10 protein-coding genes and 2 pseudogenes are annotated in these 14339 nt (G+C 59.7%); 9 read left to right on the forward strand and 3 right to left on the reverse strand.

Going from position 1 to position 14339, the window contains the following annotated elements; all coding sequences use genetic code 11:
• Positions 1-286 precede the first annotated feature (286 nt).
• The 8 genes and pseudogenes from ACIOWE_RS26435 to ACIOWE_RS26470 all read left to right on the forward strand — a co-directional run bounded on the left by ACIOWE_RS26435 (position 287) and on the right by ACIOWE_RS26470 (position 9031).
• Complete coding sequence (locus ACIOWE_RS26435; RefSeq protein ID WP_401397616.1) at positions 287-643, forward strand: glutamine amidotransferase; 357 nt, start codon at positions 287-289, stop codon at positions 641-643.
• Positions 644-737: 94 nt separating this feature from the next.
• Complete coding sequence (locus tag ACIOWE_RS26440; protein ID WP_007913846.1) at positions 738-2096, forward strand: glutamine synthetase family protein; 1359 nt, start codon at positions 738-740, stop codon at positions 2094-2096.
• A gap of 56 nt (positions 2097-2152) precedes the next feature.
• Positions 2153-3517 carry an aspartate aminotransferase family protein gene (locus tag ACIOWE_RS26445; protein WP_201236381.1) on the forward strand — a complete coding sequence of 455 codons (1365 nt, stop codon included), beginning with the start codon at positions 2153-2155 and terminating at the stop codon, positions 3515-3517.
• Between the two features lie 171 nt (positions 3518-3688).
• Positions 3689-4798 (forward strand): polyamine ABC transporter substrate-binding protein, encoded by a 1110-nt coding sequence (locus ACIOWE_RS26450; RefSeq protein WP_401397619.1) that lies wholly within the window; start codon positions 3689-3691, stop codon positions 4796-4798.
• A gap of 187 nt (positions 4799-4985) precedes the next feature.
• Positions 4986-6083, forward strand: a complete 1098-nt coding sequence (locus tag ACIOWE_RS26455; protein ID WP_166221639.1) for a polyamine ABC transporter substrate-binding protein — start codon at positions 4986-4988, stop codon at positions 6081-6083.
• A gap of 63 nt (positions 6084-6146) precedes the next feature.
• Positions 6147-7208: pseudogene (locus tag ACIOWE_RS26460) on the forward strand (ABC transporter ATP-binding protein); the annotation flags it as partial.
• A 333-nt stretch (positions 7209-7541) separates the two neighbouring features.
• Positions 7542-8144 (forward strand): annotated as a pseudogene (locus ACIOWE_RS26465) (ABC transporter permease subunit); the annotation flags it as partial.
• A complete protein-coding gene (locus ACIOWE_RS26470; protein WP_103307430.1) occupies positions 8141-9031 on the forward strand; it encodes an ABC transporter permease subunit in 891 nt (296 codons plus the stop codon). The pseudogene ACIOWE_RS26465 and the gene ACIOWE_RS26470, both read left to right, overlap by 4 nt.
• A gap of 186 nt (positions 9032-9217) precedes the next feature.
• Here the strand turns inward: ACIOWE_RS26470 and ACIOWE_RS26475 are convergent, their stop codons facing one another.
• Positions 9218-9859 (reverse strand): HD domain-containing protein, encoded by a 642-nt coding sequence (locus ACIOWE_RS26475; protein ID WP_401397623.1) that lies wholly within the window; start codon positions 9857-9859, stop codon positions 9218-9220.
• Between the two features lie 302 nt (positions 9860-10161).
• Here ACIOWE_RS26475 and ACIOWE_RS26480 point away from each other — a divergent pair, with 302 nt between their 5' ends.
• Positions 10162-11127 carry a GlxA family transcriptional regulator gene (locus tag ACIOWE_RS26480; protein ID WP_401397626.1) on the forward strand — a complete coding sequence of 322 codons (966 nt, stop codon included), beginning with the start codon at positions 10162-10164 and terminating at the stop codon, positions 11125-11127.
• A 114-nt stretch (positions 11128-11241) separates the two neighbouring features.
• Here the strand turns inward: ACIOWE_RS26480 and ACIOWE_RS26485 are convergent, their stop codons facing one another.
• Positions 11242-13653, reverse strand: a complete 2412-nt coding sequence (locus ACIOWE_RS26485; RefSeq protein ID WP_401397628.1) for a penicillin acylase family protein — start codon at positions 13651-13653, stop codon at positions 11242-11244.
• 102 nt (positions 13654-13755) lie between these two features.
• Positions 13756-14334, reverse strand: coding sequence for a DUF6436 domain-containing protein (locus ACIOWE_RS26490; protein ID WP_401397630.1), 579 nt, complete (start codon positions 14332-14334; stop codon positions 13756-13758).
• Positions 14335-14339: the final 5 nt, after the last annotated feature.

A 14339-nucleotide genomic window follows, 5' to 3' on the forward strand; every position in this document is an offset into this window, starting at 1 on the left:
ACCGACATGATGCAACACCTTTGTTGTTAAAAATATCAATCATTGATCTTTTCTGGTTTCAGTCAACCCGAACGGCCTGCCGAAGTCAAGCGAGGCCTTTTTTGCCCTAAAAAAGCGCTGTGAGGGCATTTATGGGGCACTTTGGGGCGGTTTTTTGTCCTTGGGACACTTGGCACCCGCGGGCTTGAGCAGGCCGTGTTGTATTTTTTACGGGGGTGTTGTGTAAAAAAATGAACAAGGCTAAGCTCGGATCAAACCCATAACAGCAATAATACCGGGGTGCTTCATGTCTCGCCTGCCGATAATCGGCGTCACCGACTGCTCGCAACAGTCCGGTCTGCATGCTCATCACATCAGTGGCGACAAATCCGTCCGTAGCGCAGCCGGCATGGCTCCCGGCTTGCCGACGATACCTTCGTCCATGGCAGCTAAAACGGCAGCGTCCGATATTCTGGACGTTCGGCAAAGCATTCTGTTTATGGCGTTTCCCTCCAATATAGATCTCTTTCTTCCTCAAAGCCTGCGCCGCTTGGCCACTCGTGCTCACGATTCTGCACGCCTGGATTGTGCACAGGAAATGCAACGCCAGCGTAAAGGGCAGGTAAGCTCCTCTTTCATTGTCTATGCGCGGTGCCAGGCATAAGCCGGCACTGCGCGAGCAAGCCCCCTTATAACGCGACGCGCAAGCGTCAAACTTTGCCTGACATTGCGTCAGGAGACTCAGCCCAGAGGCATTTATGAGTAACAACCTCGACCAGCTCACCGATTGGTTGAAAGACCACAAGATCACAGAAGTCGAATGCATGATCGCCGACTTGACCGGTATCACCCGGGGCAAGATCTCGCCGACCAACAAGTTCATCGCCGAAAAAGGCATGCGCCTGCCAGAGAGTGTTCTGTTGCAGACTGTGACCGGCGACTACGTCGAAGACGACATCTATTACGAGCTGCTCGATCCGGCCGACATCGACATGATCTGCCGCCCCGACCAGAACGCCGTGTACATGGTGCCATGGGCCATCGAGCCAACCGCTCAGGTGATCCACGACACCTACGACAAGCAAGGCAACCCGATCGAGCTGTCGCCGCGCAACGTCCTCAAGAAGGTACTCAAGCTCTACGCCGACAAGGGCTGGCAGCCGATTGTGGCGCCGGAGATGGAGTTTTACCTGACCAAGCGCAGTGACGACCCTGACTATCCGTTGCAGCCGCCAATCGGCCGCTCGGGCCGTCCGGAAATCGGTCGTCAGTCGTTCTCTATCGAAGCGGCGAACGAATTCGACCCGCTGTTCGAAGACGTCTACGACTGGTGCGAATTGCAGGAACTGGATCTCGACACGCTTATCCACGAGGACGGCACGGCGCAGATGGAAATCAACTTCCGTCACGGCGACGCCCTGTCGCTGGCCGACCAGATTCTGGTGTTCAAACGCACCATGCGTGAAGCCGCGCTGAAGCACGACGTGGCCGCGACCTTTATGGCCAAGCCGATGACTGGCGAGCCGGGCAGTGCCATGCACTTGCACCAGAGCATCATCGACATCGAAACCGGCAAAAACGTCTTCTCCAATGAAGACGGGACCATGAGCCAGTTGTTCCTGCACCACATCGGTGGCCTGCAGAAACTGATCCCGGAATTGCTGCCGCTGTTCGCTCCGAACGTCAACTCGTTCCGCCGCTTCCTGCCGGACACCTCGGCACCAGTGAACGTGGAGTGGGGCGAAGAAAACCGCACCGTGGGCCTGCGCGTACCGGATGCCGGCCCGCAGAACCGTCGGGTGGAAAACCGCCTGCCGGGCGCCGACGCCAACCCGTACCTGGCGATTGCCGCGAGCCTGCTCTGCGGTTACATCGGCATGGTTGAAGGCCTCAACCCGAGCGCGCCAGTGGTCGGTCGTGGTTACGAGCGCCGCAACCTGCGCCTGCCGCTGACCATCGAAGATGCGCTGGAGCGTATGGAAAACAGCGCGACCATCGAGAAATACCTGGGCAAAACTTTCATCACTGGCTACGTCGCGGTCAAGCGGGCCGAGCATGAAAACTTCAAGCGCGTGATCAGTTCGTGGGAGCGTGAGTACCTGCTCTTCGCCGTCTGATACGCCGGGCGCGGCCCTCGCAAGCCGCGCCTTCACCGATAACAAGGAGAATTGGCATGACCAGCAACAACCCGCAAACCCGCGAGTGGCAAGCACTCAGCAATGATCATCACCTGGCCCCGTTCAGCGACTTCAAGCAGCTGAAAGAGAAAGGCCCGCGGATCATCACCAACGCCAAGGGCGTTTACCTGTGGGACAGCGAAGGCAACAAGATCCTCGACGGCATGGCCGGTCTGTGGTGCGTGGCCATCGGTTACGGTCGTGACGAACTGGCTGACGCTGCCGCTAAACAGATGCGCGAACTGCCTTATTACAACCTGTTCTTCCAGACCGCCCACCCGCCGGCACTCGAACTGGCCAAGGCTATCGCCGACGTCGCACCGGAAGGCATGAACCACGTCTTCTTCACCGGTTCCGGTTCCGAAGGCAACGACACCATGCTGCGTATGGTTCGCCACTACTGGGCGATCAAGGGCCAGCCGAACAAGAAAGTCATCATCAGCCGCAAGAACGGTTATCACGGTTCCACCGTGGCCGGCGCGAGCCTCGGCGGCATGACCTATATGCACGAGCAGGGCGACTTGCCGATACCGGGCATCGTCCACATTGCGCAGCCGTACTGGTTCGCCGAAGGCGGCGACATGTCCCCGGAAGAGTTCGGCATCTGGGCGGCCAATCAGCTGGAAGAAAAGATTCTCGAAGTCGGCGTCGACAACGTCGGTGCCTTTATTGCCGAGCCGATCCAGGGCGCCGGCGGCGTGATCATTCCGCCAGACACCTACTGGCCGCGCATCAAGGAAATCCTCGCCAAGTACGACATCCTCTTTGTCGCTGACGAAGTGATCTGCGGTTTCGGCCGTACCGGCCAGTGGTTCGGCAGCGATTTCTACGACCTCAAACCCGACATGATGACCATCGCCAAAGGCCTGACCTCCGGCTACATCCCGATGGGTGGCCTGATCGTGCGCGACGAAGTGGTGAAGGTGCTCAACGAAGGCGGCGACTTCAACCACGGCTTCACCTACTCCGGTCACCCGGTGGCGGCAGCGGTGGGTCTGGAAAACATCCGCATTCTGCGTGACGAGAAAATTATCGAGAACGCGCACAACGAAACGGCACCGTATTTGCAGAAACGTCTGCGCGAGCTGAACGATCACCCGTTGGTGGGTGAAGTGCGCGGGGTCGGTCTGCTGGGCGCAATCGAGCTGGTACAGGACAAGGCCACTCGCAAGCGTTACGAAGGCAAGGGTGTCGGCATGATCTGCCGCCAGTTCTGCTTCGACAACGGGCTGATCATGCGCGCTGTGGGCGACACCATGATCATCGCGCCGCCGCTGGTGATCAGCAAAGCGGAGATTGATGAGCTGGTTACAAAGGCACGCAAGTGTCTGGACCTGACCCTCAGTGCGTTGCAGGGCTAAGTGCTAGGCTTTGGGCGGGGGAGCTGCGGCGCACTCGCTCAAAGCTGTCAGAAAGGCTGGTCTTTCCTTGAAAGACCGCCTCGGATCTTGCCAGACTAGCCGCGGTTCCAGTTGTCCGGGTTCGGCCGCTGAACAATGTGGTTCAAAAAAGAAAAATTTGGAGCATGACGCATGAAGGCATTAGGTAAAAAGCTTGCTGGCAAGACTCTGCTCGCCCTGTCCGTCGCGGGCATGATGGCGGGTGCGGTTCACGCGGACGACAAGGTGTTGCACGTCTACAACTGGTCTGACTACATCGCTCCGGACACCATCGCCAACTTCGAGAAAGAGTCGGGGATCAAGGTCGTCTACGACGTATTCGACAGCAACGAAACCCTGGAAGCCAAACTGCTGGCAGGCAAGTCCGGCTATGACGTGGTCGTGCCATCGAACAACTTCCTGGCCAAGCAGATCAAGGCTGGCGTTTACCAGGAGCTGGATCAGTCCAAGCTGCCTAACTGGAAGAACCTGAACCAGGATCTGCTCAAGGCCGTGTCGGTCAGCGACCCGGGCAACAAACACGCCTTCCCGTACATGTGGGGCTCGATCGGCATCGGCTACAACGCGGAGAAGGTCAAGGCTGCGCTGGGCGTTGACACCATCGATTCGTGGGACGTGCTGCTCAAGCCGGAGAACATCGCCAAGCTCAAGGGCTGCGGTGTGAGCTTCCTCGATTCGCCGACCGAAATGCTTCCGGTCGCACTGCACTACCTGGGCCTGCCAACCGACAGCCAGAAGAAAGAAGACATCAAGAAAGCCGAGGAACTGTTCCTCAAGATTCGTCCTTCGATCACCTACTTCCACTCCTCCAAGTACATCTCGGACCTGGCCAACGGCAACATCTGCGTAGCGGTCGGCTACTCGGGTGACGTGCAGCAAGCCAAGTCGCGTGCCGCCGAGGCTGGTGACAAGGTCAAAGTCAGCTACGCCATTCCGAAGGAAGGCGCTGGCAGCTTCTTCGACATGGTCGCCATCCCTAAAGATGCCGAAAACGTTGAAGGCGCCTACAAGTTCATGACCTTCCTGCAGAAGCCTGAAGTCATGGCCGGCATCACCAACGCCGTACGCTTCCCGAACGGCAACGCTGCTGCAACCCCTCTGGTAGAGAAAGACATCACCAGCGATCCAGGCATCTACCCGCCAGCCGACGTGCAGGCCAAGTTGTATGCGATCGCCGATCTGCCAGCGGCCACCCAGCGTGAAATGACTCGCAGCTGGACCAAAATCAAATCCGGTAAATAAACCGGTTTGACGCAGCAACCGTTGGCCGTCGCCTTCGCCTGGGCGGCCAGCGGTGCAATTAAATGACAGAAAGTTTTGCTGGAACGGTTTTTCGAGGGTAAGTTGCGCGCCGGTTTTGTTGCCGGGCAGTCATGGCTGTCATGCAGCGCGGGGCAACTTGGGCCCAACTAATTTAGAGGACCTCCACTTGCCTATTTTTTCTTCTTTGCGCAAAGCCCTGCTGGCCACTGCCGGCCTGACGATTGCTGTCGGAGCCCAGGCCGCCGGTACGGTGCATATTTATAACTGGTCGGATTACATCGGCGAGACCACCCTGGCGGACTTCCAGAAAGCCACCGGGATCAAACCGGTCTACGACGTGTTCGACAGCAACGAAACCCTGGAAGGCAAATTGCTCGCCGGGCGTACCGGTTACGACGTGGTCGTGCCGTCGAACCACTTCCTCGGAAAACAGATCAAGGCGGGTGCGTTCCAGAAGCTCGACAAGTCGCAACTGCCGAACTATTCCAATCTCGACCCGGTGCTGCTCAAGCGTCTGGAACAGAACGATCCGGGCAACCTGTACGCCGTGCCGTACCTGTGGGGCACCAACGGCATCGGTTACAACGTCGACAAGGTCAAGGCTGTGCTCGGTATCGACAAGATCGATTCCTGGAGCGTGCTGTTCGAACCCGAGAACATCAAGAAGCTGCACAGCTGCGGCGTAGCATTCCTCGATTCGGCCGATGAAATGATGCCGACCGTGCTCAACTATATGGGCCTGAACGCCAACAGCACCGATCCCAAGGATTACGCCAAGGCCACCGACAAGTTGCTCGCGGTGCGTCCTTACGTGACCTACTTCCACTCGTCCAAATACATCGGCGACCTGGCCAACGGCGACATCTGCGTGGCCATCGGTTTCTCCGGTGACATCTTCCAGGCCAAGCACCGCGCCGAGGAAGCCAAGAAAGGCGTGAACATCGCCTATTCGATTCCAAAAGAAGGCGGCGCACTGTGGTTCGACATGCTGGCGATTCCGAAGGACTCGTCCAACGTCAAAGAGGCCCACGCCTTCATCAACTATTTGCTGAAACCTGAGGTGATCGCCCAGGTCAGTGATTACGTCGGTTACGCCAACCCCAACCCGGGTTCGGACAAGCTGATGGAGCAGTCCATTCGCACCGACGAAGCGGTTTATCCACCGCAAGCAGTCCTCGACAAGACTTACGTGTCGGTCGAGTTGCCACCCAATATTCAGCGTTTGATGACCCGTAGCTGGACCAAGGTCAAGTCGGGCAAATAACGCTAAAACTATCCTGGGTTCGTCTTGCGTGGGCGAACTGCAATTTTGTTGGGAGTTTCGTAAATGGCAGTTGCCTCCGGCGCCTATAAGAAAGCCCTCGAGGGCGACCAGACACCTAAACAGGTGTTGGTCAAAATCGACCGGGTCACGAAGAAGTTCGACGAGACGATTGCCGTGGACGATGTGTCCCTGGAAATCAAGAAGGGCGAGATCTTCGCCCTGCTCGGCGGTTCGGGATCGGGCAAGTCCACTCTGCTGCGGATGCTGGCAGGGTTCGAACGGCCCACGGAGGGGCGCATTGTCCTCGACGGCGTCGACATCACCGACATGCCGCCGTACGAGCGACCGATCAACATGATGTTCCAGTCGTACGCCTTGTTCCCGCACATGACCGTGGCGCAGAACATCGCGTTCGGCCTGCAACAGGACAAGATTCCCAAGGCCGAGGTCGACGCCCGCGTGGCCGAGATGCTCAAACTGGTGCAGATGAGTCAGTACGCCAAGCGCAAGCCGCATCAACTGTCCGGCGGTCAGCGTCAGCGTGTGGCGCTGGCCCGCTCGCTGGCCAAACGGCCGAAACTACTGCTGCTCGACGAACCGATGGGTGCACTGGACAAGAAACTGCGTTCGCAGATGCAGCTGGAACTGGTCGAGATCATCGAGCGCGTGGGTGTGACCTGCGTGATGGTGACGCACGACCAGGAAGAGGCCATGACCATGGCCGAGCGCATCGCGATCATGCACCTGGGCTGCGCCCAGATCGGCAGCCCGATCGACATCTACGAAACCCCGACCAGCCGTCTGGTCTGCGAATTCATCGGCAACGTGAACATCTTCGAAGGCGAAGTGATCGACGACGCCGAAGGCCACGCGACTATCACCTGCAAGGACCTCGACCGGCAGATCTACGTTGGCCACGGCATCAGCACTTCGGTGCAAGACAAGTCCGTGACCTACGCGATCCGTCCGGAGAAGTTGCTGGTCACCGCCGATCAACCGACCTGCGAATACAACTGGTCGAGCGGCAAGGTGCATGACATTGCCTACCTCGGCGGACACTCGGTGTTCTACGTCGAATTGCCGAGCGGCAAACTGGTGCAGTCGTTCGTGGCCAACGCCCAGCGGCGTGGTACTTCGCTCATGAACATGCGCAAATTCAAACGCCGCCTCAATCGAATAATTCCCGGTGGCCGCCAACTGGTCATCGGGGTCCCGTTCATCTGGCTGTTCCTGTTCTTCATGCTGCCGTTCTTCATCGTTCTGAAGATCAGCTTCGCCGAAGCCGACGTAGCCATCCCGCCGTACACCGAGATCTACACGTTTGCCGAGCAGAAGCTGCAACTGCTGCTGAACCTGGGCAACTACGCGATGCTCGGCGACGACGAGTTGTACATCGCCGCCTACCTCGGCTCGCTGAAGATGGCGCTGATCAGCACCATTCTCTGCCTGGTGATCGGCTACCCGATGGCCTACGCCATCGCCAGCGCCCGTAAAGAGCTGCAAACGGTACTGGTGCTGCTGATCATGATGCCGACCTGGACCGCGATCCTGATCCGCGTTTACGCGTGGATGGGCATCCTCAGCAACAACGGCCTGCTCAACGGTTTCCTGATGAGCATGGGCTTTATCGACGAGCCGCTGCAGATCCTCAACACCAACCTCGCGGTGTACATCGGTGTGGTCTATTCGTACCTGCCGTTCATGATCCTGCCGCTGTACGCCAACCTGGTGAAGCACGATCACAGCCTGCTGGAAGCCGCTTCCGACCTCGGATCGAGCACCTTCAACAGCTTTTGGAAAATCACCATCCCACTGTCCAAGAACGGCATCATCGCGGGTTGCATGCTGGTGTTCATTCCGGTGGTGGGCGAGTTCGTGATCCCGGAACTGCTCGGCGGTCCGGAAACCCTGATGATCGGTAAAGTGCTCTGGCAAGAATTCTTCAACAACCGCGACTGGCCGGTGGCGTCTGCCCTGGCAGTGGTGATGCTGGCGATCCTGATTGTGCCGATCATCCTGTTCAACCGCAGTCAGGCCAAGGAAATGGAGGGTAAAGAATGAAGCGCATCCGTTTCTCCAGCCTGATGCTGGTCCTGGGTTTGTTGTTTATTTATCTGCCGATGCTGATTTTGGTGATCTACTCGTTTAACGCCTCGAAGCTGGTGACGGTGTGGGGCGGCTGGTCGATCAAGTGGTACGTCGGCCTGCTCGACAACACGCAACTGATGGGCTCGGTGGTGCGTTCGCTGGAAATCGCCTGCTACACCGCCGTTGCGGCGGTGGCTCTGGGCACGCTGGCGGCATTCGTGCTGACCCGCATCACCCACTTCAAGGGCCGCACGCTGTTTGGCGGCCTGGTGACAGCGCCGCTGGTGATGCCGGAAGTGATCACCGGTCTGTCGCTGTTGCTGCTGTTCGTGGCCATGGCGCAGATGATCGGCTGGCCGCAGGAACGTGGCATTGTCACCATCTGGATCGCCCACACGACGTTCTGTGCGGCGTACGTGGCGGTGGTGGTGTCGGCGCGTCTGCGTGAACTGGACCTGTCGATCGAAGAAGCGGCGATGGACCTCGGTGCGCGGCCGTGGAAGGTGTTCTTCCTGATCACCATCCCGATGATCGCGCCGTCGCTGGCGGCGGGCGGCATGATGTCGTTCGCCCTGTCGCTGGACGACCTGGTACTGGCGAGCTTCGTCTCCGGCCCGGGTTCGACGACCCTGCCGATGGAAGTGTTCTCGGCGGTGCGTCTGGGCGTGAAGCCTGAGATCAACGCGGTGGCGAGTCTGATTCTGCTGGCCGTGTCGATTGTGACCTTCATGGTCTGGTTCTTCAGCCGCCGTGCCGAAGAAGCCCGCAAGAAAGCCATCCAGCAAGCCATCGAAGAAAGCGCTGCCGATTCGTGGAAGCAGCCGGACGTGCGTCGCGCACCGGCGCCGGAAGCGGCGTAAGCCAATCGGGTTGGTCTCAGTATCGAGGCCAACCCGAATCCAATGCTGGAATGGGTTTCTGTGGTGAGGGGATTTATCCCCGATGGACCGCGCAGCAGGCCCCTGCTTTTTGGATCAAGAGAGGGGTTGCTTCGCAACCCATCGGGGATAAATCCCCTCGCCACAGGACCCATTCCACAGTTGGATTTAGGCAGTCCAGGGGGACTTGCGGATGACTTCGACGAAGTTCATCGGCTTGAACCCAGGCTGCTGATCCTTCAGCACATCGGTCTTCACATTGCCGAATGTGGTCTGCGGACGATGACGCAAGCCATCGGCAAATGCGCAGATAATGCATTCCTTGAAACCCTCCCCACGCGGGTGCGCATGCACCACCGCTTCGCGCTGCACCGTGCTGAACGCTGCGTAATCCATGCCCAATACGTCCATCTCGACACCGGCGGTTACCAGTGCCACGGTCGGGCGCAGATGCTTCGGCACGCCCGGGGTGGTGTGCAGGGCAATCGACAACCAGACCTGTTCGATGTCGTCATCGCTCAAGCCATACGGTTTCAGAAAAGCCGCTGCAGCGTTGGCACCATCGACTTCAAAACGCTCGTCGTCACTGCGATAACCTTCGACCAGACCGAGGTCATGAAACATCGCGCCGACGTACAGCAGCTCCGGATCGTAGGTCAGTTGCTGACGCTCGCCGCTCAGCGCACCGAACAGAAACACCCGGCGCGAGTGGTGATAGAGCAGGTCGGATTCGATGTCACGGATGTATTCGGTGGTAGCCCGTGCGAGGGCGCTGTCGGGGATTTTGATACCGGCGATGGTGGTGCTCATGGGAGATTTCCTCGTCGAAACGCCGGGTCGGCGCTGATGGGGAAAGTCTGTTCCCGACGCAGATACCGAACAATCAACGCATGGTTGCGATCCTTGCCAATCCACCTGCAAATCGTGCCAACTGACCCCGGAGCCTGGATAACAATCCATTGTGGCGAGGGAGCTTGCTCCCGCTCGGCTGCGCAGCAGTCGTAAATCCGGCGTCCGTGGCTTGACTGACACAAACCGGTTGAATGGTTTCGGGACTGCTGCGCAGCCCAGCGGGAGCAAGCTCCCTCGCCACAAAGATTGCTTGGAGGCTTATGAACAAAACCGTTGCCATCGTGGTATTCCCCGGCGTGCAGTCGCTGGACGTCACCGGTCCCATGGATGTGTTTGCAGAGGCCAATCGTTTTCTCGCGCCCGAGGATCACTATCGGCTGGAGGTGATTGGCGTCGAGCATGGCCCGATGGCCTGCTCCAACGGTCTGGTACTGAACGCCCATCGTCATTTCAGCGAAGTGCCGGACGCCTTTGACCTGTTACTGGTCGCCGGCGGGCCGCAGCTGCCATTCATGAGTTTCGGCAAGTCCTTCGACACCTGGCTGCGTGAAGCCTGCGCCCGCGCAAAGCGTTTCGGCTCGATCTGCAACGGCGCGTTCATGTTGGCGCGTGCGGGGTTGCTTGAAGGCCGCACGGTGACGACTCACTGGAACGATGCCGAGGCCTTGGCGCTGTTGTATCCGTCGACGCAGGTCGACGCGGATCGTTTGTACGTCGAGGACGGTGCGCTCTACACCTCGGCCGGGGTGACGGCGGGGATTGATCTGTCGTTGTACTTGCTGGCCCGTGATCACGGTGCTGAGGTGGCGCTGAGCGTTGCAAAACGGCTGGTGGTGTTCACTCAGCGTTCTGGTGGGCAGTCGCAGTTCAGCCCGTTCCTGACGCCGCACGCAGAGCCGACGTCGGCGGTGGCGATGGTGCAGTTGTATGTGTTGGCCAATCTCACCGGGGATCTGACCATTGCCGATCTGGCCAATGCGGCGAACATGAGTGCGCGCAATTTCTCTCGGGTGTTTGCCCGGGAAGCCAAGGTCACCCCGGCGGAGTTCGTCGAACGGGCGCGGGTGGATGCGGCGCGGGTGATGCTGGAAAGCACCCAGGCACCGCTGAAGACCGTGGCGTATCAGTGCGGGTTTCGTGATGCACAGCATATGCGCGGGGTGTTCAACCGTCGGTTGGGCGTGACACCGCAGCAGTTTCGGCTGAATTTTGCGGTGATGCTCTGAGATTTAAGGTGTTGCTGATGGCCCTTTCGCGAGCAGGCTCGCTCCCACAGGGGAATGCATTCCAAATGTGGGAGCGAGCCTGCTCGCGAAGGCGTCAGCCCGGAAAACCAAAAACTATTGCGCAGCCCGCGCCGGCAACAGCTTGAGGGTGCTGCGGGTATTCGCCGTCACTTCTTCCTCGCTGAAATGCGCCTGCACATACATCCCGTCGACATACGCCTCAGCTTGATCGTCGTAATGGCTGTCGAACGGCACGCCGCTCTGTCCGACCGGATTGATCGTCAAGCTGTGCGCCGGGTCGGCGAAATCCACCAGACGCCGCGTTGAAGGCCCGTAAGTCACCGGCCATGGCGCCGGGCCGATTTTCGCCGAGAGGTTGTTCGGCACTTCATGACTGCCTGGTGCCGCGAACGGTCCGACGTTGAAAATCCGGTCCAGCGGCTTCTGTTGCCCCAGCGGATGCCCGTGGGTCAGCGTATGCGCCGTGCCCCATTGCCAACCCGCCACATCGTCGCCAAGGGTCAGTTTCAGGTGCTTGATGCTTGCCTGCCACGCTGTACGCACGACATCGGCGCGGGTCTCTTTGTTCGGCGTGTTGCGGTTGTCCCACCACGGTGAATCAGCGTTCGCCGCCAGCCGTGGCAGTGCCGAATCGATCACCCGCGTCGACAACAGCGTCTCGAAAAAATCGTTACCCAATTCATCGCGCATCGCCGCATCGGCCAAGTCGTAGAGGAACTGGTTGAATACGGTTGCACTGACCGAATCCAGCGGATAATCGCCTGGCCACTGCGCCAGTTGCTCCACCAGTTTCAGCTGCGCCGGGTCACTGACCACTTCACGCAGCACCGGCAGCAATGGCGCCAGCAGTCGCGGGCCGTAACCGGTGGCGGTGCCGAGTTGCAGTTTCTGGTTGGCCTCGTTGGTCCACTTGACGCTCTTGTCGCTGAGTTGGCGATTGAGTTGCTGGCCGCGATCGGCGAGGTTGTAGTAGCCGGGAATCTCCATGCCGGTCGGCGAAACCGGCTGAAAATTGGCCGAGACGATGTAGCCACGTGCCGGGTTTTCTTCCTGTGGATTGGCGCTGAACGGGTAATAACCGTCCTTGTCCGCCTGATTAGTGCTGCCGTCGAGAATGAAGCCCGGCTTCACCCCGGCCGGACGCTTGGGCAGCAGCGCCGAAGCCCACCAGGCGATATCACCCTTGGCATTGGCGTAAACCAGGTTCAGCCCCGGCGCCTGCACCTTGGCCGCCGCCGCGCGGGCCTTGGCCAACGTGTCGGCGCGGTTGAGCTGATAGAAACCTTCAAGAATCGGGTTCGGTGTTTCGAGGAACGCCCACCACATCGCAATCGGCGTCTTGCCGGCGGCAGTGCCAAGCGCATCGTTGACGATCGGACCATGCGGCGACTGACGCAGGGTGAGCGTCACCGGCGCCTGGCCCTTCACATTGATCTGCTGCTCCGTGCTGACCATGTCGGTCCACTGGCCGCGATACCAAACCTGATTGGGATTGTCCGGATTGACCTTCTCGGCGATCAGGTCCAGGTCGTCGTTCTGGAACATGGTCAGGCTCCAGCCGAAATCCAGGTTGTGCCCCAGAAATGCGAACGGCACCAGCGCCTGATGATGGCCGTAGAGTTCGAAGCCCGGCGCCGACAACTGCGCCTCGTACCACACGGACGGCACCGAGAAACGAATGTGCGGATCACCGGCCAGCAGCGGTTTGCCACTCTGGCTGCGACTGCCCGCGATGACCCAGGCGTTGCTGCCTTCGAACTGCGGCAGACCGTTGTCGATCAGCGCCTGTTCGCTGAGGCGGGCGAGGGCGTTGAGGTCTTTCCAGTCGCCGGCGGCAAGCGCCGGAGTCGGGTTGGCGCGACTCTTCGCCAACACACCTTTGGGCTGCCAGTCGAGATCGAAGACATTGAGGTAATCGACGCCGAGTTGATCGCGCACGTAAGTCAGCAACGGCTCGGTGCGGAACGCGGCGGCAAAGCTGTAAGCCATGTAACCGGCGACGCTGATGCTGTCTTCGGCAGTGAACGGCCGCTTGGGGATGCCCAGCACGTCGAACTCGACCGGTGCGGCGTGAGTGTCCTGATATTGGTTGATGCCATCCAGATAGGCTTGCAGGCCCTTCCACGCCGGTGACTGCTTGTCGAGGCGGGCGACATAACTGGCGGCGCGCTCACGGATGCGCAGGCTGCGGAACAGTTTGTCGGTGTCGAGCAGTTTCGGCCCGAGCACTTCGGCCAGTTCGCCACGGGCGAGGCGGCGCATGGCTTCCATTTGAAACAGCCGATCCTGCGCATGCACATAGCCAAGGGCGCGGTAGAGGTCGGTTTCGTTCTCGGCGCGGATGTGCGGCACGCCGCGCTCGTCGTAGCGCACGGTCACCGAACCCTGCAGGTTGCGCAGTTCGACCTGGCCCTGGCGGGACGGCTGCTTGCTGTAGACATACCAGCCGGCGCCGGCGAGCAGGACAACGATGAGCAAGGCAAGAACGGTGAACACGCGCTTCATGGTGACTCCTTGTGCATGCGGGATTGCCGCCCGTCGGGCTGCAAACAATTAGCACAGACCTTCTGTGCCGTGCATCGCTGTCCTTGAAAAGTCCGGAATGCCTTACTTCGTTTCTACCGGCCACGGGCAGTAACAGCCGACCGCCAGGGTGTGTGTGGCATTCACCGGGCGATCATCCGTCAGGGCATTGAGGATCGGTTCGATAAAACTGTTACTGGAGTTGCAGGTCAGGCCTTCGCTGTAAGGGCCGAAGTACGCCAGTTTGCCGCTGCGGTCCCAGATCGCCACAGCCGGGCTGGCCGGGACCTGCTCGGAACCGGGCAACACCGTGATGGTTTTCAGGGCGCTGAGCGTGGCGGGCAACTGGCCGTGGCTGCCTGCTCTCTGCACGGCAAAAAATTCCACGCCTTTGCCGCTGTACTGCTCGACCATCTCGGTCAGGTGCTGCTGATTGCCGACGTTGCACGGGCAGGCCGGGTCCCAGAAGTGGACGAGGCGGATGCTGCCGGGGCCGGCGAGGTTGTCCGGCAGGCGCAACGGATCACCGGAAAACACTGCTGTGTGTTCGCTGAACGCCCGCAGGTATCGCCCCTGAAACCAGTCGTACGCGGTCCACAGCACGCCGGCACACACAAGCGCGAGCAGGCTGGCAAACAGTGCGGTGCGGTAGGGCGAACGCATGGTTT

The organism is Pseudomonas sp. NPDC087598, assembly GCF_044743525.1.
Lineage (GTDB): Bacteria > Pseudomonadota > Gammaproteobacteria > Pseudomonadales > Pseudomonadaceae > Aquipseudomonas.